The 24880-nt window shown below is 71.8% G+C and carries 22 protein-coding genes and 3 pseudogenes; 13 read left to right on the forward strand and 12 right to left on the reverse strand.

Annotated elements, in window-relative coordinates; genetic code table 11:
* Positions 1-60: 60 nt before the first annotated feature.
* A complete protein-coding gene (locus IF09_RS42110) occupies positions 61-1695 on the reverse strand; it encodes a sigma-70 family RNA polymerase sigma factor (protein ID WP_051833193.1) in 1635 nt (544 codons plus the stop codon).
* A gap of 571 nt (positions 1696-2266) precedes the next feature.
* Positions 2267-2677 carry a DUF4345 domain-containing protein gene (locus IF09_RS0131650; RefSeq protein WP_030301617.1) on the reverse strand — a complete coding sequence of 137 codons (411 nt, stop codon included), beginning with the start codon at positions 2675-2677 and terminating at the stop codon, positions 2267-2269.
* Positions 2678-2770: 93 nt separating this feature from the next.
* Here IF09_RS0131650 and IF09_RS0131655 point away from each other — a divergent pair, with 93 nt between their 5' ends.
* Positions 2771-3487: a TetR/AcrR family transcriptional regulator gene (locus IF09_RS0131655; RefSeq protein WP_078613567.1), complete on the forward strand. Its 717-nt coding sequence runs from the start codon at positions 2771-2773 to the stop codon at positions 3485-3487.
* On the opposite strand, the gene IF09_RS0131660 is transcribed toward IF09_RS0131655, so the two are convergent.
* The 4 genes and pseudogenes from IF09_RS0131660 to IF09_RS40940 form a co-directional block, all read right to left on the reverse strand.
* On the reverse strand, positions 3456-3680 hold the full coding sequence (locus tag IF09_RS0131660; RefSeq protein WP_234321217.1) for a hypothetical protein: 225 nt from the start codon (positions 3678-3680) through the stop codon (positions 3456-3458). The two genes, IF09_RS0131655 and IF09_RS0131660, sit on opposite strands and share 32 nt — an antisense overlap.
* A 106-nt stretch (positions 3681-3786) precedes the next feature.
* A pseudogene (locus IF09_RS48625) lies at positions 3787-4382 on the reverse strand (aldehyde dehydrogenase family protein).
* A pseudogene (locus IF09_RS48630) lies at positions 4312-4722 on the reverse strand (aldehyde dehydrogenase family protein); the annotation flags it as partial. The pseudogenes IF09_RS48630 and IF09_RS48625, both read right to left, overlap by 71 nt.
* Before the next feature lie 151 nt (positions 4723-4873).
* A pseudogene (locus tag IF09_RS40940) lies at positions 4874-5582 on the reverse strand (alpha/beta hydrolase).
* Positions 5583-6079: 497 nt separating this feature from the next.
* On the opposite strand from IF09_RS40940, the gene IF09_RS0131680 reads away from it, so the two are divergent.
* From IF09_RS0131680 to IF09_RS45070, 5 genes are all read left to right on the forward strand, one after another.
* Positions 6080-6622, forward strand: a complete 543-nt coding sequence (locus tag IF09_RS0131680) for a GNAT family N-acetyltransferase (RefSeq protein WP_030301625.1) — start codon at positions 6080-6082, stop codon at positions 6620-6622.
* 587 nt (positions 6623-7209) lie between these two features.
* Entirely contained in the window at positions 7210-8562 is a 1353-nt protein-coding gene (locus IF09_RS0131685) for a discoidin domain-containing protein (RefSeq protein WP_030301627.1), read from the forward strand.
* A complete protein-coding gene (locus IF09_RS0131690; protein ID WP_030301629.1) occupies positions 8562-9833 on the forward strand; it encodes an MFS transporter in 1272 nt (423 codons plus the stop codon). Before IF09_RS0131685 ends, IF09_RS0131690 begins: the two co-directional genes overlap by 1 nt.
* Entirely contained in the window at positions 9830-10816 is a 987-nt protein-coding gene (locus tag IF09_RS0131695; RefSeq protein WP_030301631.1) for a hypothetical protein, read from the forward strand. Before IF09_RS0131690 ends, IF09_RS0131695 begins: the two co-directional genes overlap by 4 nt.
* A 484-nt stretch (positions 10817-11300) precedes the next feature.
* A complete protein-coding gene (locus tag IF09_RS45070; RefSeq protein WP_030301633.1) occupies positions 11301-11912 on the forward strand; it encodes an RICIN domain-containing protein in 612 nt (203 codons plus the stop codon).
* Between the two features lie 71 nt (positions 11913-11983).
* Here the strand turns inward: IF09_RS45070 and IF09_RS0131705 are convergent, their stop codons facing one another.
* Complete coding sequence (locus tag IF09_RS0131705; RefSeq protein WP_158710097.1) at positions 11984-12850, reverse strand: hypothetical protein; 867 nt, start codon at positions 12848-12850, stop codon at positions 11984-11986.
* Positions 12851-13241: 391 nt separating this feature from the next.
* Here IF09_RS0131705 and IF09_RS40945 point away from each other — a divergent pair, with 391 nt between their 5' ends.
* Both IF09_RS40945 and IF09_RS0131715 read left to right on the forward strand, forming a co-directional pair.
* Entirely contained in the window at positions 13242-14045 is an 804-nt protein-coding gene (locus IF09_RS40945; RefSeq protein WP_158710098.1) for a M4 family metallopeptidase, read from the forward strand.
* A 228-nt stretch (positions 14046-14273) separates the two neighbouring features.
* Positions 14274-15740: a multicopper oxidase family protein gene (locus tag IF09_RS0131715; protein WP_030301639.1), complete on the forward strand. Its 1467-nt coding sequence runs from the start codon at positions 14274-14276 to the stop codon at positions 15738-15740.
* 199 nt (positions 15741-15939) lie between these two features.
* Here IF09_RS0131715 and IF09_RS0131720 read toward each other — a convergent pair whose 3' ends face one another.
* Both IF09_RS0131720 and IF09_RS0131725 read right to left on the reverse strand, forming a co-directional pair.
* Positions 15940-16842, reverse strand: coding sequence for an NAD-dependent protein deacetylase (locus IF09_RS0131720; RefSeq protein WP_030301640.1), 903 nt, complete (start codon positions 16840-16842; stop codon positions 15940-15942).
* Between the two features lie 85 nt (positions 16843-16927).
* Positions 16928-17437, reverse strand: coding sequence for a MarR family winged helix-turn-helix transcriptional regulator (locus tag IF09_RS0131725; protein ID WP_030301641.1), 510 nt, complete (start codon positions 17435-17437; stop codon positions 16928-16930).
* Positions 17438-17489: 52 nt separating this feature from the next.
* Between IF09_RS0131725 and IF09_RS0131730 the strand changes: the two genes are divergently transcribed.
* Positions 17490-18101, forward strand: coding sequence for a TIGR03086 family metal-binding protein (locus tag IF09_RS0131730; protein WP_078613570.1), 612 nt, complete (start codon positions 17490-17492; stop codon positions 18099-18101).
* 437 nt (positions 18102-18538) lie between these two features.
* Here IF09_RS0131730 and IF09_RS0131735 read toward each other — a convergent pair whose 3' ends face one another.
* The gene (locus tag IF09_RS0131735; protein ID WP_030301646.1) at positions 18539-18910 is read right to left on the reverse strand and encodes a peptidoglycan-binding domain-containing protein; all 372 of its coding nucleotides are present in this window, start codon (positions 18908-18910) and stop codon (positions 18539-18541) included.
* Positions 18911-19169: 259 nt separating this feature from the next.
* Between IF09_RS0131735 and IF09_RS0131740 the strand changes: the two genes are divergently transcribed.
* Entirely contained in the window at positions 19170-20369 is a 1200-nt protein-coding gene (locus tag IF09_RS0131740) for a sensor histidine kinase (RefSeq protein ID WP_030301647.1), read from the forward strand.
* A 20-nt stretch (positions 20370-20389) separates the two neighbouring features.
* On the forward strand, positions 20390-21067 hold the full coding sequence (locus IF09_RS0131745) for a response regulator transcription factor (RefSeq protein WP_030301649.1): 678 nt from the start codon (positions 20390-20392) through the stop codon (positions 21065-21067).
* Positions 21068-21217: 150 nt separating this feature from the next.
* Here the strand turns inward: IF09_RS0131745 and IF09_RS0131750 are convergent, their stop codons facing one another.
* A complete protein-coding gene (locus IF09_RS0131750) occupies positions 21218-21943 on the reverse strand; it encodes a DUF6193 family natural product biosynthesis protein (protein WP_030301651.1) in 726 nt (241 codons plus the stop codon).
* Positions 21944-22103: 160 nt separating this feature from the next.
* On the opposite strand from IF09_RS0131750, the gene IF09_RS0131755 reads away from it, so the two are divergent.
* The gene (locus tag IF09_RS0131755) at positions 22104-22460 is read left to right on the forward strand and encodes a VOC family protein (RefSeq protein ID WP_030301653.1); all 357 of its coding nucleotides are present in this window, start codon (positions 22104-22106) and stop codon (positions 22458-22460) included.
* Between the two features lie 13 nt (positions 22461-22473).
* Positions 22474-22752, forward strand: a complete 279-nt coding sequence (locus IF09_RS0131760; RefSeq protein ID WP_030301655.1) for a DUF2079 domain-containing protein — start codon at positions 22474-22476, stop codon at positions 22750-22752.
* A 145-nt stretch (positions 22753-22897) separates the two neighbouring features.
* Here the strand turns inward: IF09_RS0131760 and IF09_RS42115 are convergent, their stop codons facing one another.
* Complete coding sequence (locus IF09_RS42115) at positions 22898-24751, reverse strand: hypothetical protein (protein WP_051833200.1); 1854 nt, start codon at positions 24749-24751, stop codon at positions 22898-22900.
* Between the last annotated feature and the right edge of the window lie 129 nt (positions 24752-24880).

The following is a 24880-nucleotide window of genomic DNA, read 5'->3' on the forward strand; positions in this document are numbered from 1 at the left end:
TGCCGCGGCCGCGCACCCTCCCACGTTCTGGGGTGATGCGCGCACGGCCGGCCGGTGGACTCATCCCAGGGTGAAGAGGAAACTGACGGAGTTGTAGTAGTTGGGCAGCTGTACCAGCGCCGAACCCTGGCGCGGAGGATCGGACTTCGGCCAGTTCCGCGGGCCCAGCAGGTGGTCGGCGTAGTCGCTCTTCGGAACCGGTGGCACGAACCAGAGCCGGAAGGCGCCGGATCGTCCGACCGGCTCGGACCTCCAGAGCTGCGTCTCACGGCCGGTGCCGGAGCGGCAGGTGCGAAGGGTGACGTCGACGACGTTTCCGCCGGAGGTGGTTCCGTCGAGGCAGGTGCCGGTGCCCGTGTTCCGGAACTGGTACGTGCCCTGGCCCGTCGGCAGGCGCTGCCAGCCCTGGGACGCGTCGCCGGTGCACGGCTGGAGTTTCAACGGTCCTTCGGAACCGCTGCCGACGAAGCCGACGCACAGCCCCGAGCCGGTGTTGACCAACGGCAGGCCGGTGGGGGAGGGGGCCGGCGAGGGCGAAGCGGAGGACGGCGTGGGAGTGTCGGGGGCGGATGGGGCGGCGACGGCCGACACGGCGGCGCCGATGGACACGATCGGTGGCGTCGAGTCCGTCGGGGACGGCAGCAGGTACGGGTTCGGCTCCGGGTTCGGGTTCGGGTTCGGGCTCGCGACGGTGGGCGTCGGGGCGGCCCGCTCGGGCCGGTCCTCGGCCGGCAGCAGGGCGAACGCGGTCACCGTCGTACCCGCGACGGCCGCCGCCGCGGTCCACTTCGCAGCGCCGAACCGCGCTGCGGCCACCTTGATCCCCGCCAGCTTGGCCGCTGCCAGGTGGTGGGCGCCGTGCACACCGGTGGACAGCGCGGAGGAGGCGGGATGCCACAGCAGGATTCCGGCCGGCAGCAGCGCGCCCAGCCGGCTGTTGACCGCTCGTAGATCACGCTCGGCCCGGGCACAGGCGTCGCACGCCTGCAGGTGCCGTCCCAGGTCCCGGGTGACGCGCTTGCCCGGTCGGCGGAGCGCGGCGGCGAGCTGGCCGCCGTAGTGCCGGCACTCGTCGCTCGCGCTCTGGTCCAGGTGGGCGCGCAGGTACGCCTCGCGCAGGCCCTCCCGGGCGCGCGCCGCCAGGGAACCGACGCCCCCCGCCGAAATCCCGAGGCGCCGGGCGGTCTCGGCCGCGGGCTCGTGTTCGACGACCACGTGCCACAGCACGGCCTGCCAGCGCTCCGGCAGCGACCGGAACGCTCGCAGAACCAGCGAGCCCTCCTCCGCCAACAGGGCGGCGCCCTCGACGTCCTGGTCGTCGGACAGGCCGGCCGCCCATGTGTCGAAGTCGTCCGACAGCTGTGTGCGGGCACCGCGGCGTGCCCATTCGGTTGCCACCCGGCGCACACAGGTCATCAGGTACGGCCGCCAGGCATACTCGGGGCCGGCGCCCCAGGCGACCGCCCGATAGGTGCGGGCGAAGGCCTCGGCCGCGAGGTCACCGGCGGTGGCCAGGTCGCGGCAGCAGGTGCGGGCGTAGGCGAGTACGGCGTCGTGGTGACGGGCGAACACCTCGCCCATCACGTCGCTGAGATCGGCACCTGGCGCCGAGTCCCGCTCGCGGAGCAGCGCGCAGAGCTGTGCGTCGCTGAGGTCGTGGAGGTCCTGCCGGCGGGCAGTTCCCGATGTGCTCAACCTTGCTCCCGTTGGCTTGCTGATGGCCGGCACGGCGAATGCCAGGCAGGTGGGCAGTGGGGTGCGACGCTGCGCCCGGCCGGAATTCGCGCAAGTGTGCACGCTTTCAGGGCCTGTGGGCAACCAGACGCCTCGGCCCTGTCCGGCCTGACACAACTTCAGTAAATACCTGGCAAAGTCGCGGTATGGCGCCGCGGCCATGCGGTCTCCCACCTACCAACGACAGGCCAGGAGGCGCCAGTGCGGTACCGCGAGACCCCGTCCATTCCGCTCGGCACAGCCACGCTGCCACGCACATGGTCGGCGCCCGTGACGGCTTCGGCGAACCCGCCAACGGGTCGTCACCCGCGGGGCACAGTCCCTTCTGACCGAGGCGATCGAGCAAGCCGCCGCAGGAGAGTTCGACGGAAACGAAAGCACTGCAGGGGCAAGCGCTCTGCCGTTCCTGCCTGACCGGGGTCCGCTTCGGTCGACTGGACGGCTACGGCGGAGTCCCGTGTCAGCGCTCCGGCTCGGCCGAGCCACGCCCTCGATGGCAGCTCGGCACAGCCCCGGTCGGCAGCCGCGTTCCTCACCCGGCGGGCACGGCCTCCGCGTCGCTGCGCAGCTCCCGCTCCTCCGCGTCGGCCAGCCAAAAGAAGACGGGCGGCATGCCGAGTTCGATGGCCGCAAGGACGATCTGGAACCACTGCGGCCAGCCGTGCACGGCGAGCGAAAGCACCCGACCCACGCCGCCCAGCAGGAAGACGCCGGCCAGCCACCGTACCGCCGGAGCCGGGATCGGACGCTGCCGTGCCGCCCAGAGCCAGGCCAGCCCGTAGCCGACGAAAACGGCTCCCATGAACCGGCCCCAGCTGTCGACCGTCGCACCGGCGGAACCGGCGCCGGGGATCGCGGCGTTGCCGAGTGTCACGTGGAGCAGGCCGATCGCCACGCAGGCCCAGCCCATCAGCTGGGTGAGTACGCGCAGAGCCCTGGACATGGTCCCTCCAAGCCGTTTCGGCGGAGCGTAGTTGACATGCGTCTACTACCACCTTGAAGGCAGTAGTAGACACATGTCAACTAAACTGGGTCCATGTCTCCTCGCCAGCGACTCGCTCCGGCCGACCGCCGCGCCCAACTCCTCGCCGTCGGCGCACGGCTCTTCGCCGCCCACCCGTACGCCGACGTACTGATGGAGGAGGTCGCCGAAGAGGCCGGTGTCTCACGGGCCCTGCTCTACCGTCACTTCCCCAGCAAGAAAGCCCTCTTCGCAGCCGTCTACCAGCAGGCCGCGGACCAGCTGCTCGCCGAGACGCGGCTCGCCCCGGCCGACTCGCTCGTGGAACAGCTCATCCAGGGCATGGACGTCCATCTCGACTATTTCGTGGCGAACCGCAACGCCGTCCTCGCCGCGAACCAGGCCCTGGCGGGCGACCCGGTGATCCAGACGATCATGACGAACGAGCTCGACGCGCTCCGGGCGCGGCTGCTGGCCGTACTCCCCTTCGTGGACGAGAGTGCCGGCGAGGCCGTGTCCGGCGTCCTGAAGAGCTGGCTGGTCTTCGTACAGATCCTCTGCGTCGACTGGCTCACCCACGAGACCTGCACCCGCAACCAGTTGCGCGATGTCTGCATCGGAGCGGTTCTCGGCGCCCTCCGGCCGCTCCTCGCCGAGGACCCGGCCCCCGACTGGCCACCACGAGGACCCGGCGCGAATGCCCGGCGCCTGCCGCCACGCCCCGCGCAGGCTGCGGAGTCGCGGCCCACTTCACAGGTCGTCAGCCGGCGGCCAGAACAGGGCCGGCTGTGACCTGAGGACGGTTGGGGAGCAGCGGCGCGAGGTTGTCCCTTACGAAGTCCGCCGCCTGCTTGACCGACTCATCGGCCCCGGATCGGTCTTCAAAGATGCTGGTGGACACCATCACTCCGTCCCCGGCGTCCACCCAGTAGTAAGCCACGAAACCGGGGACCCGGCGGAGGAGGGGCACGAATTCCTCGTCCACGCGGCGTCCTGCCTCGCCCGGGTCAGTCACTCCTTCGTAACGCCGAATCACTGCGTACACAGCTGATCTCCTCATGGATCCCAAGGGTGACCTTGCGCGAAGCGACCTACCCCCACCGAGCGTCTCCCGCTCGGGGGACGTCCGGAAGTGACCCGGATAGCGCACCGGTGGTCCGAACCGGGCCCGGCGCTGGGGCGATGGACTGCGTGGACACCGGAGTCAGTCGGACGGAGCTCACAGCATGAACCGAGGAGACGGAGGCCGTCTCGTCGTCTTGGCGCACGCCCGCCATGACGGTGGGTTCGACGAAGAAGCCGGGTCGGGCGAGTCGCGCGCCGCCGGTGACGATCCCGGCGTGGGCCGGGAGGCGGTCGAGCTTGGCCCGTACCGAAGCGAGCCGGGCCGCGTTGTCGAGCGGCCCGAAGCCGGCGTCCGGTTCGCTCGGCGGGTCCGTGCGCATCTTCGCGCCGATGCCGCGAAGGCCGCGAGGAACGCGTCGCGCACCCGGTGGAGGACCAGGAGCCGCGTGGGCGCGGTGCAGTCCTGGCCGGCGTTGTAGTAGGCGCCGGCAGAGGGCCGCGGCCGTCGCCCCGCCGTCCACGTCGTCGTGGACGATGACGGGGGAGTTCCCGCCCAGCTCCAAGTGGACGCGTTTGAGGCAGGCCACCGCGGCCGCCGCGATCTCCTGCCGTGCCCGCACACTGCCCGTGACCGCGATCAGGGCCACGTCGCGGTGGGCGGTGAGCGCCCGGCCGGTCTCGCGGTCGGCGCAGACGACGTTGAGGACGCCCGGCGGCATGTGTGCGGAGGCGATCCGCGCGAGCAGCGTGGACGAGGACGGGGTGGTGTCGGCGGGCTTGAGCACGGTCGTGTTCCCGGCGGCGATCGCCGGGGCGCTCTTCCACGCCGCCCTCATCAGCGGGTAGTTCCACGGGGTGATCTGGGCGCAGACCCCGACCGGTTCGCGGCGCAGCAGGGAGGTGCGGCCCTGCGTGTACTCGGCCGCGGCCGCACCCGGGAGGTTGCGGGCGGCTCCGGCCACCGGCCGGTACCGCCGATGCCCAGTACCGCCGCGATCGGGCCTTCATGCATCTGCCCGCCACCGCCCATCGAGGAGGGCCGGAACCCCTCCTCGATGGGCGGCATCCTGGCCGGCCGTGCCTACCGTCTGCTGCCGGCCTGACGGCCCGGTCTCATTTCAGGTGCCGGTCGTAGAACCGGCTCCCGTCCTCCACCTCGAACCACGGCGTACCGACGTGTCCGCCCAGATTGGCGTGCAGGGTCTTCTCCTTGCTGCCGAAGGCGTCGAACAGGTCGAGGGCCCGCTGCCGGGGGTTCCCTTCGTCGTCCCACTGCAGCAGGAACAGCAGCGGAATGGTGACCTGTCGGGCCTCTTCGCGCTGGGCGCGGGGCACGTAACCCCCGGCGAAGAAGCCGGCGGCCGCGATGCGCGGCTCGACCACCGCCAGCCGAATGCCGACGGCGGTCCACCCCGAGTACCCGACCGGGCCGCCGATCTCGGGCAGGGCCAGGAGGGCGTCCAGGGTGGTCCGCCAATCCGGGACCGCCTTTTCGACCAGCGGGCCGATGAAGGACTCGAAGACCTCGTCGACCGGCTCTCCGGCCTGCATCGCCCGGCGGAGATCGGCGCGGGCCTGCTCATCGGCGGCGGAACGGGGCCGGTCACCACACCCGGCGGCGTCGATGGCGGCCACCGCGTAGCCGAACGCCGCGGTTTTCCGGGCCCGGGCCACCAGCCGGGACGCCGCCTTGGGCAGGCCGTTGTTGTGGGCCATGAGGATCAGCGGGGCCGGTGCGGCGGAGGGTGCCGGGGATCTCGCCGAGGGTGAATTCGCGTTCGAGGACGCCGTCGTCGAGGCGCTGCTCGGAAGTGAATTGCATGGTCGTGCCTTTCGGGAGTGCTCTGAGCGGCGCTCCCGGACGACCTACCGCCCGACCGTGACCCCGGAGGGGAGCACCCGTGTCGATACTGCGTTCACGGGTACCACCTCCTCGTTCTCTCGCACGGCCTCCGGAAAAGTAGCAGTGGTCGCCGTGGCCCGCCAACAGGTTCTTGCGGAGGCCCCGTAACCGGCAAACCCCCACCGGGCGGCCGGTCCGGATGTCGTGCAGCGACGTCCACCGGCCTGAGACCTCGCTCGGACGGGCACGGCACCGCCGGTGCCCGGTCGTGCGGCGGGGCCCTGCGGCCCGCGCCAGGTTGAGCCGCACCATCGAGGCGCATGAGGAGCCGTAGCCGTAGCCGTAGCCGTGCGTCGGCTTCGGCGGAGCCTCAGCCACACCGCCCCACCGGGGTTCGAGGCGCGGGAGCAGATCGGAGCCGATTGCTCCGCAGATATCCTGCCCAGTCGACAACCGACCAGGGAGGCCACCCCGCCATGAGCAGCACCACGTCGTCCTTTCCCGATCGCATGGAACTGGCCGGGGAAGGCCTCGTCCTGCGCGACTGGACGGAAGGGGACCTGGCCGCCATGCCCGCGTTGTTCGACGACCCCGACGTCGCGTACTGGACGCCCCTCGTCTCGCCCTTCGACGAAGCGGCAGCCCGGGCACGGCTGGAACGGGACCGGCGGATGCGGGCCGAAGGCACGGTCATCCTGCTCGCCATCACCGTCGACGGACACGAACCCCTCGGCGAGGTGATGCTGCGACGCGCCCCCGAGGGCACGGAACTCGGCTACGCGGTCGGACCGGCCCACCGCGGCCAGGGGCTGGCCCCACGGGCGGTGCGCGTGATGGCCGCGTATGCCTTCGAGCAGCTGGGCGTGGACCAGGTGATCCTCGAGCTGGAGGCCGAGAACGCCGCCAGCGTTGCGGTCGCCGTGAAGGCGGGTTTCCGCCTGCTCGACGTCCCGTTGATCGAAGGCGACGAGAAGGGGCGGCCCTACGCCTTGCAGACCTGGGCCCTGGACCGCCCCTGACCTCACGCCTGACCGTTGCCTGCCGATGCCTCGGCGTGCGGTGCGGCTCCGGATGCCCCCGGGCCCGCCGCCCTCCCGGCTCCCCTCGGGAGGCGGCGGCGCGTTGCCGGTTGACGGCGCCCGCTCCCCGGCGCTGACTGGCCGGCAAGCCCACCACGAACCCGTCCGCCGTGCCCGCCTGCCACGCCCACGCCGTACTGACCGCCCCGGCGCACGGCGCCGCCCGCCGCGAAGCGCCGTCCTCACGGTCGAGCCCGGCAACCTGCGGCGCTTCACGTGGTCATCGGCCGGCTGGTCCAGCAAGGCCACGTCGTGGAGACCGCCCGGGGGAGGCCCCCTCCTGTGCTGCCGTGGCCCCATCCGCCCCTGCCGACAGGCGCGTTGAAGCACTGGTAGGAAACTTTCCTATCCGCTACGCTCCCCGACGGCGGCTTGGCGCGGTGCCTGATGCCATGGGCATGACGCGCTCAGCGAGAGCTCTGACCCGGCCGCCGTGACGCTGCCCCCTGCTCGCCCCCATGGTCCGGGGGCGGCGCTCTCCGCACCGGTGTCCAGCTCTCGCCGTTTCCCAGCCAAGGAGTCCAGGCATGCACCTGTACGCCTCCGCCCCATCCCCCACATCAAGAGGTCGGCTGCGACCCGCCCTCCTCCTCGCGACCGTGGCCGCCGTACTCGCGCTCGTCGCCGGGCTCCTCCTCGCCTGGCCCGGCCGGGCCGGGGCCGCCGCCGACCCGCTCATCTCGCGCGGCAAGCCCGCCACCGCCTCCTCCACGGAGAGCTCTTCCCTCGGCGCCGCCAACGCCTTCGACGGCTCCGCCTCGACCCGCTGGGCCAGCGTCGAGGGCAAGGACCCGCAGTGGATCCGCGTCGACCTGGGGGCCGCCGCCACCGTCTCCCGCGTCAAGCTGACCTGGGAGGCCGCCTACGCCAAGGCCTACCGCGTCGAGGTCTCCGCCGACGGCACGAACTGGACCAGGATCGCCGAGGAGAAGGCCGGCAACGGCGGCACGGACGACCTCGCCGGCCTCTCCGGCAAGGGCAGGTACCTGCGCGTGTACGGCACCGCGCGCGGCACGGCGTACGGCTACTCCCTCTTCGAGGCCGAGGTGTACGGCACCGTGGACGGCGTCCCGCCGGGCGGCGGCGCCTTCACGGTCGTTGCCGCCGGTGACATCGCCGCCCAGTGCACGGCGTCCGACAGCGGCTGCGCGCACCCGAAGACCGCCGCCCTGGCCCGGCAGATCGACCCGAAGTTCTACCTGACGATGGGCGACAACCAGTACGACGACGCCCGGATCGCCGACTTCCGCGCCTACTACGACAAGAGCTGGGGCGCCTTCAAGGCCAAGACCCACCCCGTACCCGGCAACCACGAGACGTACGACCCGGCCGGCTCCCTCGCCGGATACAAAGCGTACTTCGGGAACATCGCCTACCCGCAGGGCAAGAGCTACTACAGCTTCGACGAGGGCAACTGGCACTTCATCGCCCTCGACTCCAACGCCTTCGACCAAGCCGCCCAGATCGACTGGCTCAAGGACGACCTCGCCGCCAACGGCAAGAAGTGCATCGCCGCCTACTGGCACCACCCCCTGTATTCCTCGGGCGGACACGGCAACGACCCCGTCTCCAAGCCCGTCTGGAAGATCCTCTACGGGGCCAAGGCCGACCTGGTCCTGAACGGACACGACCACCACTACGAACGGTTCGCCCCCCAGAACCCCGAGGGCAAGGCGGCCGCCGACGGGATCGTCGAGATCGTCGGCGGCATGGGCGGCGCCGAGCCCTACCCCATCGAGCAGGTGCAGCCCAACAGCCAGAAGCGCATCAGCGGCCAGTACGGGGTCCTCAAGCTCGACTTCACGGACTCGGGCTACAGCTGGACCTACGTCGCCGCCGACGGGGTCAAGGACACCAGCCCGAAGTACAGCTGCCACTGATGTACCTGGCCAACACCGGCCGCCCGGACGCGCCGCCCCGCCTCCTCGGGGCCCGGCGGCGCGTCCCCGCCACCGTCATCGCGCTGGGCGCCGTCAGCCTCGTCACCGACGTCTCCTCCGAGATGGTCACGGCCGTGCTGCCGCTCTACCTCGTCCTGGGGCTCGGCCTCTCGCCGCTCCAATTCGGCTTCCTGGACGGTATGTTCAACGGGGCCACCGCCTTCGTGCGGCTCCTCGGCGGCCGGCTCGCCGACCGCGGCGGCCGCCACAAGAGGGTCGCCGGTGCGGGCTACCTGCTCTCCGCCCTCTCCCGGCTCGGGCTGCTCCTCGCCGGCGGCGCCACCGCGGGGATCGCCGCCTCGCTCGCCGCCGACCGACTCGGCAAGGGCGTGCGCACCGCCCCGCGCGACGCGCTGATCTCGCTCAGCGGCCCGCCGGAGTCACTGGGCCGGGCGTTCGGCGTGCACCGCGCCATGGACACCACCGGTGCGCTGCTGGGCCCGCTCGCCGCGTTCGCCGTGCTGTGGGCGACCGCCGACGCCTACGACGCGGTGTTCGCCGTCAGCTTCTGCACGGGCCTGCTCGGCGTGCTCCTGCTCGTGCTGTACGTCCCCTCCGCGGCTTCCGCGGCTTCCGCGGCCTCCGCGGCCTCCGCGCGACCGGTGCGGCCGACACCACTCCGGCACGCGGCGCTTCGTGATCCCGCCTTCCGTCGGATCCTGTACGCCGCCTCCCTGCTCGGAGCCGCCACCATCGGCGACTCCTTCCTCTACCTGCTCCTCCAGCGCAGCCTCGACCTGCCGCCCGCCCTGTTCCCGCTGCTGCCGCTCGGCGCCGCCGCCGGATACCTGCTGCTCGCCGTCCCGGCCGGCCGGATCGCCGACCGCGTCGGGCGCCGGCTGCCGTTCCTGGCCGGACACGCCGCGCTGCTCGGCGCGTACGCCGTCCTGTTGCTCCCCGTGGCCTGGCCGGCCGTGGCCGCGGTGCCGGCACTCCTCGCCGTCTTCTACGCCTCCACCGACGGGGTCCTGATGGCGCTGGCCGGCCCCGTACTGCCCGCGCACCGCCGCGCCGGCGGGCTCGCGGTGCTCCAGACCGGCCAGGCGCTGGCCCGGCTGCTGGGCGCCGCGGGTTTCGGGGCCGCCTGGACGTTCTGGGGGCAGGGGCCCGCCCTGGGGGCCGCGGCGCTCACCCTGGCGGGGGCGCTCGCGGCCGCCTGGCGCATTCTGCCCGCCGCCGCACCCGCCCTCGACACACCGGAGGCACCGTGAACCACCGGCCCGCACAGCTCCGCCGGCTCGCCCTCGTCGTGTTCGCCGTCCTGCTGCTCGGGGGCGGCTCCCTGGGCTACGTGCTGCACGCCAGGCACCGCGATCTGCCGGCTGCCGCCGCAGACGGATCGTTCAGCCTGGCCGAACCCGGGCTCTACTACCGGGACTCGGCCACCGGGCAGGTCGCCCGCCGGAGCGGCACCGGCGGGCCGCCCGCCACGGGGGGCCCGGCGTGCGAGCGTTTCTACGCCGCGGGGGAGCGCGCCCTGTGCCTGCGCAAGCTGCCCGGCATCCCGGCCCGCACCCAGGCCCTCGTACTGGACCGGCAGCTGCGCGAGACCAAACGCCTGACCGTACCCGGCATCCCCAACCGGGCCCGCGTCTCGGCCTCGGGCAACGTACTGTCCTGGACGGCCTTCGCGATCGGCGACTCGTACGCCACGACCGGCTTCTCCACCCGGACCTCGATCCTCGACCTGCGCACCGGCTACCTGGTCAAGTCGATGGAGGAGATCCCGCTGACCATCGACGGGACCCGCTACCACGCGCCCGACGTCAACTACTGGGGAGTGACCTTCGCCCGGGACGACAACCGCTTCTACGCCACGGTGTCGACCAAGGGCCGCACCCACCTCGTCGAGGGGGACCTGCACGCCTGGTCGGCGAAGGCTCTGCGCGAGAACGTCGAATGCCCGTCCCTGTCACCGGACAACACCCGCATCGCCTTCAAGAAGAAGGTGTCCGACGACCCCGCCGCACCCTGGCGGCTGTACGTCCTGGACCTGGCAGACCTGCGCGAACGCCCGCTCGCGGAGATGCACAGCGTCGACGACCAGGCGGCCTGGCTGGACGACGGGACCGTCGGCTACGCCCTCCCGGAAGGCGAAGGACGCGCCGCCGGCATCTGGTCGGTCCCGGCGGACGGCACGGGAGAACCCCGCCTCCTGGTACCCGGCGGCTCCTCTCCGGCCGCCACGAGCTGAAAGGAGGCGGCCGGCTGCCGAGTCGGCCGCTCCGGTCAGCTTTCGGGAGACGCGAAGTCTGTCCACCATGCGCCCATCACCTGTGGTCACACCGGATCATGCAGCGCCGCGGCCGTCCGGAGGCGCCGGCCCGACCGCTGCCGGCACCCGTCTCCCGCCGCAGTACGGGAGCGCCGTCGTCCTTCCCGACCGCCCGGCCCGGCCCGACCAGGTCACGCTGAGCCCCTGCCACCATCTCCAGCGGCTCGGCCGGGCGATCTGCTGCGGCTCCGTGCCCGGCCGCGGGCACGCCCCGCGTGCCCGACGGTCATGCCGACCAGGTCGAGGGGGGCGCGCCCGCTGGCCGGTTCGGCACTCTGACGCGACCGCGCCGGGCTGTGTTGAGCTACGTCACGGCACGGCCGTGCACCGGCACGCACTTCACCGGTGCGTCTTCGGTGTGCCGCCGAACGGCCCTTGTACGCCCGATGAGGTAGGAGAGGTCATGTCCCGTATCACACGAGGGACCGCGGCCACCGCCGTCGCCTTCGCCACCGTACTGGCGGCAACGCCCGCTGCCGGCGCGGCCGAAGGATCTGCCGTCGGGGCCGGGGCGGCGCCCCGCCCGGTGTACTGGACCGCGCAGCCGCAGGGGGTGACGGCCGCGGCGCCGCAGCGATTGCTGAACCAGGCCGTTTGGATCACCAACGACTTCGCCAAACGTCCCACCACCCAGTGTCTGGACGTCGACGCCAACGGCGGCGCCAACGGCACGGTGGTCCAGATCTGGCAGTGCAACGGCACCACCCAGCAACGCTGGTACCTCTGGAACAACGGCGCGCTCGAGAGCTACCGCTTCCCCGGCAAGTGCCTGGACGCGGACCTCAACGGGGGTGGCAACAACGGCACCAAGGTGCAGATCTGGGACTGCAACAACACATCGCAGCAGAGCTGGTCGCACCCTTCGGGCGACCGTGCCTTCTACAACGCCCGCTTCTACGGCGGCGGCAACATCGTCATGGACCGTGACGCGAACGTCCTGGGGAACGGCGCCCGCGTCCAGTTGTGGCAGAAGAACTTCCAGTCACAGCAGTGGTGGGACGTATGGACCGACTGACCCGGTAGCGGGGCAGCCCTGCAAGGGCGTCCGGACGTACGGCACAGCGGGTCCTCCCGGCCGGCCGGCGGTCACGGGCTCGGTGGGCCGGGCCGTCGGCGGTGGGGGAGCGGGCGGGTGTAGCGGCGGTGCAGTGCTTCGCGCGCGGCCTCGAAGGCGGTTTCGCCGCAGGAGGCGGGTCCCGCGGCGACGTCGGAGAGGGCATGGATCCGGGTGCGCTCCTCGGCGGCGATGGTTTCGCAGGCCCTCAGCATGTCCAGAGTCGGGGCTCCCGCGTTGACCAGGAGGACGGGCGCGTCCGGTGCGGCGGGCATCTTGAGGGGGAAGGTGACCAGCGACAGAACGGCGAGGCGTTCGCGGCTCTCGGCCCGGGCCCTGACCGTGCCCGTGGTGGCGGCCAGGTGCCCGCCGGCCGCCGTCACGTCGTGGAGCAGCCGCAGCGGGCCGGTCTCGGCCGACCTGCGGGAGCGCCGGGGCGTCACGAGCGGGTCCCGGGTGGCGATTTCGTTGCAGGCGAGCTCCAGGCGGCGGGCCACGCGTGGGTCCCGCAGGCCGGAGGCGAGGGCGAGGGCGTACGGGGCCAGGCGACCGTCGATCAGATCGTCGAGCGGCAGCAGCTTGAGGGTGCGGGCCCGCAGCAGCCAGGCCACCTCCACCCGGTAGCGGCCGTTGGGGTCGACGGCCTCCAGCTCGAGGCCGCTGTGCCAGCTGACGATGACCCGGTCATGGCGGTCGTCCCTGGGAGAAACCTCGACCTGCACGTCCGCCACGGACCAGCGGCGGTTCCCGTACTCGACGAGCGGCAGGCACAACTCCCCACCGGGGGTCAGGGCGCCGGACCGTGCCAGGCCGCTCAGGGTGGTGGTACCGGAGGGACGTGAGTGCAGCACGGCGCCGTCGAGGCGAACCGGCCGGAGGCTGCCGGCGAACGTCAGCACCGCCTCCCGGGGCAATCCCGATCCGCCTCGGCCGTCACCGGCCCCGAGGTGCGGGGTACTGGTACCGGAGCGGTCAATGGTCTCGGTGTCCGACTCTGCCCGAGCCATCAGGTGCGTGAGATCCATGACGGACCGATACCAGGGCCGTGGTGCTCGCGCAGGACGCCACGCCGGTGACGGGTCAGCCGGCTCCGGGCCAGAGGAGGCCACCCAGCTTCGCGAGGGCGGCTTGACCGCGGCGGGCGGGGTGCGCGGGATCCGCTCCGCGACGGGAAGACCGCCCGACTCCGTGACTACTTCGCACCGGACCTGATCAGCTGACGACGTCGACTTGACTGATCGAGTAGGGGAGGGTGCCGCCGCGGCCGGGCCGCCTGTCAGCATGCCGATCATGACTGAGAGTGCATCTGTACGTCCGGTTCGCAGAATATTGGACGGCCGGAACGATCCCGACAGCCCGGTGTCGGCGCGCGAGGAGGGCGGAGCCCCGAGCGGCGACGCAGTGGTGGACGGTGCCTATGACGCCCTCGGCGTCACCTGGGACTTCTTCCGCACGGTGTACGGCCGCAACTCGATCGACGGCAGGGGCGGTCCCGTGGAGGCGGTCGTCCGCACCGGGGAGCCGGGTGTGGCCTGGCAGCGTTCGCGCATCCTCCTCGGTGACGGCGGGGTCCCGCCAGTGGAGGCGTTCGCCGAGCAGTTCACGGCCGGCATCATCCACCACACCGCCGAGCTGGAGTCGTACGGTGAACCCGGCGCGCTCGCCGCCTCGCTCGGGAACGTCTTCGGTGTCCTGGCCAAGCAGTACGGCCTGCAGCACACGGTGCAGGAAGCGGACTGGCTGTTCGGCCGGGGCATCGCGTCCTCCGACGCAGCCGGCGGCTCACTCAAGGATCCCGCCCGGTTCCACCAGGCGGCCCACATGACCGAGTACGACGACACCTCCGGCGACGACGGGGGCGTACACGCCAACGCGGGGATCCCGAGCCGCGCGTTCTACCTCGTCGCGACCGGGCTGGGCGGCCACGCCTGGGACCGGGCCGGGCGCATCTGGTACAAGGCGCTGATGGAGTACGCCGCCAGGACCACGAACTTCTCCGCATTCCGCTACGCGACCCTCGGTGCCGCCCGGGACCTCGACTGGTCGACGGACGTGGTGGCCGAGGCGTGGAGCGCGGTTGGCGTGGAGCGCTGACCGCACTCCACGGGCTCGGGCCCCGGCAGCCGCATACGGCTGCCGGGGCCCGCGTCGTGTTGCCGGTGGTGCCGGTCGTGCCGCTCGGCCGCCCCGATCTGCGGCGTGATACCTGACATTCTCCCGCTTTGGGCAGAGGCCACCCTGCGTGCAATCGGGATCATGAGGGAGGGCGTTCGGCATGCGAACGCCAGTACGCACTCCCATCGTTCGCAGGAGGACATTCGCATGGTCACCAGACGTCGCGTGCTCGTCGGCACGCTGGCCACGACGGGCGCGGGCCTGATCACCGGTGCCGGCCTGCTGCCCGTACTGCGCACCGCCACCGCGCAGGCCGCCGAAGACGCGGGCCCGGCGGTCCCGCCTGCGCCGTTCACGGTGAAGCTGCCGCAGCTGCCCGTGCTCACCCCGTACTCCACCGAGGGCGGGCAGGACGCGTACCGCGTCACCGTCAAGGAGGTCTCGAGGGAGATCCTGCCCGGGGTGCAGACCAAGGTGCTGACCTACGACGGCCACTTCCCGGGGCCGGTGCTGCGGGCGCGCAGCGGCCGACCGGTGTCCATCCGGCACCGGAACACCCTGGACATGCCGATGGCCGTGCACCTGCACGGCGCGAGCGTTTCCCCCGAGAACGACGGCGCCCCGATGGACACCGTCGCCCCGGGCACGGCCCGTACGTACACCTACCCGAACCAGCAGCCCAATGCCACGCTGTGGTTCCACGACCACGCCCACCACATGGAGGCCGAGCACGTCTACCGGGGGCTGTCGGCGACGTACATCCTCACCGACGACACGGAGCGGGCCCTGCCGCTGCCCTCCGGCAGGTACGAGATACCGATCGCGCTGCGCGACGCCCGTTTCGACGAGAACGGGCAACTGGTCTACGTGATGGACGACTTCCGGGGCCGCACCACGCTGCTCGCCAACGGCCGCCCGAGCCCGTACCTGGAGGTCGCGGCCCGCAAGTACCGCTTCCGCCTGCTCAACACCTCCAACCTGCGCTTCTTCAAGCTGCGTCTCGCCGACGGCGGGCAGTTCGTACAGATCGGCTCCGACGGCGGCCTGCTGGAGCGGCCCTTCACCACCGACACCGTCTCGCTGTCCCCGGCGGAACGGGCCGACGTGGTCATCGACTTCTCCCGCTACCCGGTCGGCACGAAGATCGTCCTGGAGACCACGATGGGCGGAGGAGCACCCGGCCAGGTCGGCAACGTGCTCCGGTTCGACGTGGTCCGCACCGCTCCCGACCCGAGCCGCATCCCGGACGTGCTGCGCACCCTGCCGCCGGTGGACGCGCTGCCCAAGCCCGCCGTCGAGCGGCGCATCGTCTTCAGCATGGACGAGGACGGCCGCACCGAGCCGCGCGGGCTGATCGACGGACTCCAGTGGGACCCGGACCGGATCGACCAGACGGTCACGTTCGGGACCTCGGAGATCTGGACGGTGACCAACGCCAACAAGCTCATCCCGCACAACTTCCACATGCACCTGGTCCAGTTCCGGCTACTGGAGCGGGGCGGCGTCCCCGTCGGACCGGCCGAGGCGGGCCTGAAGGACACGGTCCAGCTCCTTCCCGGCGAGACGGTGAAGCTGCACGCCACCTTCGACGCGTACCGGGGCACGTACGTCTACCACTGCCACCTGCTGGACCACTCGGCGATGGGCATGATGGCCAACTTCCGCGTGCGGTAGCAGGATCCGGGCCGGGCGCCGCCCGCACCCGGCCCGGCAGACGCCGCAGGCGCTGCGCGTCGTGTGCACTGCCCCGCAGCCGGGACGCCGATGATCACCGCGATCGGTCGATGCGGCTGGGTCACCGGCCCCGAGGGAAACCGGCTCGAACTGTGGCAGCCCGCCTGACCGCGTCTTCACGCAGGCGGTGACGTCTGCCCTATTCAGCCGCCGCCCGGTCGTCGACCGGGATGTCCAGGCGGTCGGCCAGGGTGGTGAGGGTCCTCCCCAGAGGGAGCGCGACCCGGGTGACGGCGTGCTGGTCGCCGCGGGTCGGGTCGCGGTTGACGATCAGCACGGGTTTCCCGGCCTGGGCTGCCTGACGGACGAACCGGAGCCCGGACATCACTGTCAGTGAGGAACCCAGGACCAGCAGCGAGGTCGCCTCACCGACCAGTTCGCGGCAGCGCTCGACCCGCCCTGGCGGAACGGCTTCGCCGAAGAACACCACATCCGGTTTGAGGATGCCGCCACACCCCGAGCAGGGCACCACGCGGAAGTCGCGGACCTGTTCGTCGGTGAGGTCGGCGTCACCGTCCGGGTTCAGTCCGGCGGCCACCGGTTCGAAGCCCGCATTGGCCTCCTCGAGCCGCCGGGCCAGCTCATGGCGCGAGCTGGAGACGCCGCAGGAAAGGCACACGACCCGATCCAGTCCTCCATGGAGTTCCACCACACCCTGGCTGCCGGCGGCCTGATGCAGGCCGTCGACGTTCTGGGTGATCAGACCCGAGAGCAAGCCGTGCCGCCCGAACGCCGCCACAGCCCGGTGCCCGGGGTTGGGCCGGGCGCGGCCGAACGTGCGCCAGCCGAGGTGACTGCGCGCCCAGTACCGGCGCCGGGCCCGGGCATTGGCGGTGAATTCCTGGTAGGTCATCGGGGTGTGCCGGCTCAGGCTCCCGCCCTTCCCCCGGTAGTCGGGGATCCCCGACTCGGTGGACATGCCCGCCCCGCTGAGCACCAGTACACCGCCGGTCCTCAGCGCATCGGCGACCGGCTCCGGATCCGTGGTGCCAGGCCGGAGGTCCTCGGTGGGCGTCCAGCTCAGAGTGGGGCGCATGCGCATTCCCCCAGCGTACGGAACGGGCAGCGCACCGGCACAGGACCCTGACCGCCCGGGCCGGCCACGCCCGGCCGGCCTGGCGTGTTCCTCACCCGCCCAGGCCAGGGTCTGCACCGGGCGTGGGCGATTCGCCGGACGGTCGTGAGTCTCCACTGATCTCGGAGGGAGGTAGCGCGGCGAGCGCCTGCAGGGTGTTCAGGAAGCCGCGTCGGTCTTCCTCCGGCAGGCGGGCCAGCAGCCGTTCCTCGCGCCGCTGGATCGCTGACCGGGCCGCGTCGCGCACCCGGCGCCCCGCAGGGGTGAGGGAGAGTACGCGCGCCCGCCGGTCCGCCGGATCAGGCTGCCGCCGGATCAGTCCGCGCTCTTCCAGGTCGTCGAGGACGCCGATGATCCGGGTCTTGTCGGCACCGATGTCACGCGCCAACGCGGCCTGCGTCCGTACCGGTTCGTCGTCGAGCCCGAGCAGTACCGAGTACGCCCACATGACCAGCCCGTGTTCGCGCAGCACCGGCAACTCGGCGGCCACCAGTGCGCGGCCCAGAGGGACGATCATCGCCGCCAGGTCAGGGCGCCCCTCGGGTGTGGTGTTGCCAGTCATGGAGAAGAAGATACTCGTTGACCAATGATGAGCTGGTGCTTATCGTAAGCGCATGCGTATGAACTTGACGGCCGTCAAGGCTTTCAACGACCGTGCGGTACGCGAGAGCATCGCCGCGGTCCGTCGGGCGGACGTGGAGGACCTCACCCGGCCTACCCCCTGCTCGGCCTGGAACCTGGGCGAGCTGCTCGTGCACATGACGGCCCAGCACCGCGGTTTCGCGGCGGCGGCCAGGGGTGACGGGGGCAATCTGGCGCACTGGAAAGGCGAGGTGCCGGGGCCGGAAGCCGTCGGGCGGTACCTGGCCGCCGCAGAAGCAGCCCTGGCCGCGTTCGCCGAAGTCAGCTCGATGGAGCAGGAGTTCGCCCTCCCCGAATTCGGCGAAGGCGCAGTCTTCCCGGCGATCCGGGCCATCGGATTCCACTTCCTCGACTACGTGGTCCACACCTGGGACGTCGCCCGTGCCCTCGATCTGCCCTTCGTCCCGGACCCCGACATCCTGGATGCCGCCCTCCCCATCGCGCTGGCCGTCCCCAACGGAGCCGACCGCACGCGGCCGGGCGCCGCCTTCGCCCCGAGCCTCCCCGAGCCCACCGACTCCGACACCCTGACCCGAATCCTCATGCACCTGGGCCGCTCCCTGTCCTGGGCCCCGCTTCTGTGATCACGTGGTTCGCCGGACGTGGCGCCCGCGCCCGTTGGCAGTGGCACTTTCGTCGGTCGCGTTCGCCGCAGGGGGAGTGGCGGCCAGCGCAAGCAGTGCTGCGGCCGTGGGCGGATGCCCCCGGGCAAGCCGTGCCTGTACGAGACCACCCGGTTCCGCGACCTCGATGTCACCTCGACAAGTACGCGGGCCTGCATCTTCCTCGGCCACTACGCTGAGACCGGCTTCTTCGACGGCATCGGCTCGGTACATGAACAACCTGCCGGTCAACGCCGTGGTTTACCACTACAGCGCCGATCAAGAGGCGGTTCTGCCTGCACGGGTGCCGTGTGCACCGGCGGCGTCAACCCCAACGCCGGTCTGTAGCGGCTGAACCACAGCACGGCCGGGTCCCGGTCCGTGTCCCCGGGGCCCGGCCGCGACCGGGACCCTGCCGGTCAGCAGCCCGGGTTCTTCAGGGCGCTCCAGGTCTTGGGACCGACGATGCCGTCGACGGGCATGTGGCACATGTCCTTCACCCGGCGCTGGAACTCGCGCACGGCGCGGTCGGTGTCGGGACCGAAGTCGCCGTCGACGCCGGAGGAACCGATGTACACGTTCCAGGTCTTCAGCAGACACTGGGCCTGCCTGACCGCAGCGCCCTTGGCACCCCGGCTGATGGTGGGCTGGGAGTCGGTGTAGTTGCAACCGCGCGAACCGGCCACCGACGTACCGGAGTCGGTAGCCGCCACGGCCGACGGGGCCAGGGCGACACCGGTGCACAAGGCAGTGGAGGCGACGAGGAGCGCAAGACGCTTGCTGACGATCATGGCTGTTCCGTCCTTCGATCGGCGCGGGCCGTCCCCCCGCAGGTGTCCCCCGAGTGACCCGCTGTCCTGGTGTGCGGGACCGGTGGTCGGCCGGTCCCGTGGTCCCGGGACATGAAGCTACGGGCCGGGGCCCGGGCCCGTCGTCCCGTGCCCGATGGATCTCCGCGCCAACCTCCGGCGCAGCGCCGCTCCTTCTCCCACTCAGGGTTGAGTACGGGAGTGGGAGACCGGTCCGCGCCGTCCGGGCTAGGCTGCGGCGATGCGGATCCGCCCCTCCTCCACGGACGCGCTGACAGCCCTCGCACAGACGGGTGTGGCCGTGCTGCTGGGCCGGGAGGCGGTCGCCCAGGGGTGGCCTCCCCTGGACCTCGCCGCGTACCTGCTCGTCGGGCTGGTGACGGTGCCGGTGGCCGTGCGGACCAAGGCGCCGGTCGCGGTCTGTCTGTTCACCCAGCTGATGTGGGTCGTGTACATCACCGCCGGGTACTGGCCTGTGGTCACCTGCTTCGGTCCCATGCTCGCGGTGTACACGGTGGCCGCGCTCTGCCCGGTCCGCACCTCGTCGGCGTGCGCTGCCCTGATGGGGGCGGTGTGGGTCTACGCGGGACTGCTGGGCAACGGCCCCGGCGGTTCCATGGCGACCGTGCTCGCGCAGGCCGTGGTCTTCCCTGCAGTGCTGTGGCGGTTCGGGCTGGTGGCCCGCCGGTCGGCCGAACTGGCCCGCCAGCTGCGGCGCGAGCGTGACGAACGCGCACGCCGCGATGTCGCCGAGGAACGCGCGCGCATCGCAAGGGAACTGCACGACATCGTGGCCCACCACATGTCCGTGATCTCGGTCCAGGCGGGCCTGGCCGGGTACGCGTTCGACGCGGCGCCCCACACGGCCCGTGCGGCCCTGTCCACCATCGAGGACACCAGCGCCGAGGCACTGGACGAACTCCGCCGCATGCTCAGCCTGTTGCGGGACACCGACCGGGAGCAACCGGACGGCGGAGCCGGCCCGGAAGCCCCGGCCCGGGACGCCCCGATGCCGGGCCTGTCACGGCTGACGGAAATGACCGAACGGGTCCGGGCCGCCGGCGTTCCGGTGAACCTGCAGGTCACAGGCGATGCACGCGCCCTGGCCCCCGGCGTGGAGCTGTGTGCGTACCGCGTGACGCAGGAGGCGCTGACCAACGTCCTCAAGCACGCCCCGGGCTCCCGCGTGACCGTGACCCTCGACTACCGGCCCACGCACCTCTCGGTCACCGTGACCGACGACGGCACGGGCAGAGGCCCCGTTCCGGCCAAGTTGGTACAAGGGAGCGGGAACGGGTTGATCGGCATGCGCGAGCGGGCCAAGCTCTACGGAGGAACGATCAGCACCGGGCCACGCACCGAAGGGGGCTACGCCGTGTGCCTCACCCTGCCGACCTCCGCCCGGACCGTACCGCCACGCGGGGACGGCCGCCCGGCGTGACGGGATCCGGACCCTTGAGGGTGCTCGTGGCCGACGACCAGTTCCTCATCCGGGCCGGGCTCGTGGGCCTGCTCGAGATGGCGGAGGGCTTCGAGGTCGTCGGAGAGGCCACGGACGGCGCCGAGGCGGTCGAGCTCGCCGCCCGTACCCGCCCCGACGTGATCCTGATGGACATCCGGATGCCGCGCATGGACGGGATCGCCGCCACGGAGATGATCCTCGCGCAGACCCCGCCCCCGGCGCCCCGCGTGCTGATCCTGACCACCTTCGACCTGGACGAGTACGTGTACGGGGCGCTGAAGGCCGGAGCCTCCGGCTTCCTGCTGAAGGACTCCGGCCCCCAGCGGCTGCTCGCCGCCGTCACCGCCGTGGGCAGCGGGGACGCCCTCTTCGCACCGACGGTGACCCGGCGGCTCGTGGAGGCCTTCGCCACCCGCGCGGGCCGCGAAGAGGCCGGCGACGCCGGCCGGGCCGGGGCGGCCGGACTGGACGCGCTGACGGGCCGGGAGATCGAGGTGCTGGAGCTGGTCGGGCAGGGCCTGGCCAACGCTGAAATCGCCTGGCGGCTGTTCATCACCGAGGCCACGGTCAAGAGCCACCTCAGCCGGACCATGACGAAGCTGGGCCTGGAGAGCCGGGCCCAGGCAGTGGTGACGGCGTACGAGAGCGGGCTGGTGGTCCCCGGCCGGAACACCTGAGGAGGCGGCTCGGGGGCGAGCCGGCGCCCCACAACGGTCGCCGGTGCCCGAGGCCCGGCCGCTCCAGCACTCCGAGGGCGGTGTCGGGCCGGCAGCGGACGCACGCAGGGGACTCTCGGCGAGCAGCCTCCGCGCTCGTCATCCGACTTGTTAGGCGGTTCCCGCGACGGCCGGACCGAGATCGGCGGGGAGGTGGCACACCGCCATGGCGACGGCTTCCTCGGCCGTGGCGGCCTCGCCGAGAACGCCGTCGGAGAGAGGATGCCCCTTCACACGGAACGGGCTGCCATTGTGTGACGGGACGATGGCCACCTCACCGCGGAACGGGTATCCCGTGCAGGAGCTGAAGCCGAGCGTCCAGTGGCTGGAGAATACGTAGAGCTGTCGCGTCCGCGGTTCAGCATGAGCGGCTTCCACGAGTTCGCCGAACCCGGTGAAATCCGGTTCCTCAGCCGCCTGTTCCCGCATCGTGCGCCACTGCAGTTCCACCACCGCGGCCGGCCCGCGTTCGTGCGCTTCGGCGCGCTTGCCGGAGCGCAGAAACGACAGTTCCGCCCGCATCTCCTGCAGGCTCCTGCCCCGCCCCCACGCCGCTCCGGCCCTGACGACATCCGCCGAGTCGGGCGTCGCTCCGGTGATGAGTTCGATTCCGCGGCTCCAGCCGGACACTCCGAACCAGCGGCTCTCGGCCCCGATGTGAACGGACAGGGGCTTGCGATCAGGGACCGACGAGGCGATGCCGGCCGAAACGAGTGGGCCCCCATCGCCGGGTACCACCATGAGGTCGACACCGAGTTCGGCCGCCGTGCGTTCCAGCGCTGCGGCCAGGCTGCCCGCAGCCGCCAGATCAGGGTAAAGGTGAGGGTCCACCCCCATAGTCTGGGGCACCGTAACCGATGCAAGGTGGCGTACGGGGCCTGCCGGCCGGGGTACGGACCCGTCCTTCCCCCTCGCAAGCGGCCGGATCCGCGGTGCTGCTCAGTTGCTTCCTTGCGCGTAGCGGCGGGGCGACTCAGCGGACTGCTAGCTTGAGCAGATGATCACCGGTGCACACACGATCATCTACGCAAGAGATGCCGAGGCGGCACGCGCATTCTTCCGCGATGTGCTCGAGTTCCCGCACGTCGACGCCGGAGCCGGCTGGCTCATCTTCAAGTCCCCACCGGGCGAACTGGCCGTGCACCCGGCCGACCCGGACGCCGACGGCGTCACCGAACTGTTCCTCATGTGCGACGACCTCGCCGCCACGGTCACACAGCTGAAAGCCAAAGGCGTCGAGTTCACCACCGACATCACCGAGCAGCGCTGGGGCTCGGTCACCACCCTGGCCGTGCCGGGCGCGGGCACGATCGGCCTGTATCAGCCGAAGCACGACACCGCGTACGACCTCTGACCCGCACTCAGTAATGGCCCGGATCCCCGACGGAGCGACGGTCGCCGCATCCAACCGCTTGGTCCCCCAGCTCACCGACCGGTGCACGGTCGCCGTGTTCGGCTTCCCCGGCATCCCCCTGACCTCGGACTGGATCACCGACGACACCCATGCCCCCATGGGGTGGCCCCTGTCCCCCGAGGACGAAACCCAGACCCTCAAAGCCGCGCGCGACGCCGGCTACCGCACCGTCGACCAGCGCGACGGATACGTCCTTCTCCGCCGCCCCAGCGCCGGACCAAGCGATCCCTGAGCTGCACCATCCACCCGCGGACCGACAAGCGTTGAACCGAATCCCACCGTGCCGAGCCGACCCGAGTCCGCGACAGCCCCTTGGACGAGGAAAGCGGCCGAAGGGATCGACACCGGCTGCACGCATGCCGTTACCCAGGCGTGCGCTACCGGAGCGGCGGAGTGGGCAGAGGGTGACCTTGCCGGGCGCGCAGCGTCATGACTGCCAGGGCGTCCGTCCAGCCGAGCGGCGCGACGGATGAGGGGTTTCCCGCGCCGTTGACCGTCTCGGGGAACTCGCCGAGCCCGTTGCGCTTGGCGAGGACCCAGTTCAGCACCGCGTCAGCCCGGTTCGTGTCTCCCAGCTGCGCCCAGGCCAGCGCGAAGAAGCCGGTGCTGGGGGTCCAGGCGTACGAACCCCAGGGCGCGTCGGGGTCATTGCCCGGGAGCAGGCCGCCGTTCGGCAGAAGCAGGGCGCGGTAGGTGGAGACCAGGGCGGCGGGCAGATCGGCCGGGGCCTCGTTGAAGGGCGGCGCCATGAACGCTGCCGCGCTGTCCCTGCCGTGGTTGCCGTCGATGGTGCGCGGGTAGCCCAGCGGCGCGAAGTACCGGGCGATCGCGGTCGAGAGCTTCCCTGCCGCGGCGGTCCACCTCGCCCGGTCGGCGTCCTGCCCGAGGAATCCGGCGAGGTCGGCGGCTGCGTTGAGACCGGCGAGGAGCGGCGCCGCGGTACCGATGTTGGTGGTGCCGGTCGGCAGTTCCCAGTAGTCGGGGGAGGCCGGCGGGAGCCCGTTGGAGCCGAGGGAGGCAGCGGACCGGTCCGCTGCCTTGCGTACCATCGGGTAGAGGGCGTTCAGCCGCGCGTTCCGGTCGGCAGCGGGCGCTGCCTGGTACCACTGCCAGGTGGCCCAGGGCACCCAGCCGTTGGCGTCGAGCTGCCAGGGGCGCGCGTCCGGCGGGCCGCTGCCGTCCAGTTTCGTCCGGGCCTCCCAGGTCCCGTCGGCCCGTTGCGTGCGGGCGTCGTACTGGAGGATGCGGTACGCCTCTTCGTCGTGGCCGGCGGCCGCGAAGGCCGTCGCCACGAACGCACCGTCCCGGGGCCAGGAGTACTCCCAGGGCGGGGACCACGCTGCTGCCGAGGCCCCGTTGGGCTGGAGGAGGGCGCGCATCGACAGCAGCGCACGTCGTGCGGCCGCCCGTTGGGTGTCCGTGGTGCCGGGGACCGTGCCCGCGGCCAGCCAGCGCTCGCTCTCGGCGATCTGGGAGAGTGCTCCCGGGTCGTTCGCGGGGACCACGACGGAGGTCCGTGCCCCGGCGGGCAGGTACCGCCAGCGGCCGGACGGCAGGCGCAGCACGTTGCTGTCGCCCACATAGGACGCTCCGACGGCGAAGGCGGGCAGCACGGCCTCGGTGGAGCTGAGGTTGCCCAGCAGACCCGAGGTCCGGGCCGCGAGTGCCGTGGTGGGGACGTAGCACTGCTCCGTCTCGCCGCACCGCTCGCTGCCGGTGGGCTGGACGTAGAACGCGAGCCGGGAGGCGTAGGCGTGCCAGCCGCCCCAGTACGTCTTGTCGTAGTTCCAGCTGGTGAGGGAGCCCGGCACGGAGGAAACGGTTCCGTACCAGGCGATCGGCTTGTTCTCCGTCGTGGTCGCCTGGAGGTGGAGGTAGTAGGTGGCGCCCGGGGTGACGGCGGCATCCACGGGGAACTCCAGCCACCCCGCGCCGGCTCCTCCCAGGGAGGCCAGGTTGATGGTCCTGCTCGCGATGGAGGAGGCGCCGTCCGCCTTGTTCCTGCGGATCTGCGCTGTGATCTGACCGGTGGCGGCGCCGCTGGCCACGTACGCACTCACCCGGGTGACGCGGCTGTTCCCGGTGGTGAAGGCCTGGGCTGCCGCGTTGTTCGTCGCCTTGACGCTGAACAACGCCGTGCCGTGCAGCGACTGCCCGTCGTACGACGCGGCCGCGACGGCCGCGGGCGCCGCTCCCCCCAAAACTGCCACGGCCATCACGGGCGCCAGCATCCCAGCCACCGGAATGATCAATGCTATGCCCTTCCGAAGACGTGAGGCACGGAAGAGCCGCACCATGGGCCCAGCATGTCATTGCGCGACCGCCACGACGGTGAGCGCTCGGCGCTCCCACTCGGATAG

This window comes from Streptomyces katrae (assembly GCF_000717655.1).
GTDB lineage: Bacteria > Actinomycetota > Actinomycetes > Streptomycetales > Streptomycetaceae > Streptomyces > Streptomyces katrae_B.

Excerpts from the sequence above, each read along its gene's own strand:
- IF09_RS0131650 (WP_030301617.1), bottom strand. The coding sequence starts at position 2,677 with ATGTCCAGGGCTCTGCGCGTACTCACCCAGCTGATGGGCTGGGCCTGC.
- IF09_RS0131655 (WP_078613567.1), top strand. The coding sequence starts at position 2,771 with ATGTCTCCTCGCCAGCGACTCGCTCCGGCCGACCGCCGCGCCCAACTC.
- IF09_RS0131680 (WP_030301625.1), top strand. The coding sequence starts at position 6,080 with ATGAGCAGCACCACGTCGTCCTTTCCCGATCGCATGGAACTGGCCGGG.
- IF09_RS0131685 (WP_030301627.1), top strand. The coding sequence starts at position 7,210 with ATGCACCTGTACGCCTCCGCCCCATCCCCCACATCAAGAGGTCGGCTG.
- IF09_RS0131690 (WP_030301629.1), top strand. The coding sequence starts at position 8,562 with ATGTACCTGGCCAACACCGGCCGCCCGGACGCGCCGCCCCGCCTCCTC.
- IF09_RS45070 (WP_030301633.1), top strand. The coding sequence starts at position 11,301 with ATGTCCCGTATCACACGAGGGACCGCGGCCACCGCCGTCGCCTTCGCC.
- IF09_RS40945 (WP_158710098.1), top strand. The coding sequence starts at position 13,242 with ATGACTGAGAGTGCATCTGTACGTCCGGTTCGCAGAATATTGGACGGC.
- IF09_RS0131715 (WP_030301639.1), top strand. The coding sequence starts at position 14,274 with ATGGTCACCAGACGTCGCGTGCTCGTCGGCACGCTGGCCACGACGGGC.
- IF09_RS0131720 (WP_030301640.1), bottom strand. The coding sequence starts at position 16,842 with ATGCGCATGCGCCCCACTCTGAGCTGGACGCCCACCGAGGACCTCCGG.
- IF09_RS0131725 (WP_030301641.1), bottom strand. The coding sequence starts at position 17,437 with ATGACTGGCAACACCACACCCGAGGGGCGCCCTGACCTGGCGGCGATG.
- IF09_RS0131730 (WP_078613570.1), top strand. The coding sequence starts at position 17,490 with ATGCGTATGAACTTGACGGCCGTCAAGGCTTTCAACGACCGTGCGGTA.
- IF09_RS0131735 (WP_030301646.1), bottom strand. The coding sequence starts at position 18,910 with ATGATCGTCAGCAAGCGTCTTGCGCTCCTCGTCGCCTCCACTGCCTTG.
- IF09_RS0131740 (WP_030301647.1), top strand. The coding sequence starts at position 19,170 with ATGCGGATCCGCCCCTCCTCCACGGACGCGCTGACAGCCCTCGCACAG.
- IF09_RS0131750 (WP_030301651.1), bottom strand. The coding sequence starts at position 21,943 with ATGGGGGTGGACCCTCACCTTTACCCTGATCTGGCGGCTGCGGGCAGC.
- IF09_RS0131755 (WP_030301653.1), top strand. The coding sequence starts at position 22,104 with ATGATCACCGGTGCACACACGATCATCTACGCAAGAGATGCCGAGGCG.
- IF09_RS0131760 (WP_030301655.1), top strand. The coding sequence starts at position 22,474 with ATGGCCCGGATCCCCGACGGAGCGACGGTCGCCGCATCCAACCGCTTG.
- IF09_RS42115 (WP_051833200.1), bottom strand. The coding sequence starts at position 24,751 with ATGCTGGCGCCCGTGATGGCCGTGGCAGTTTTGGGGGGAGCGGCGCCC.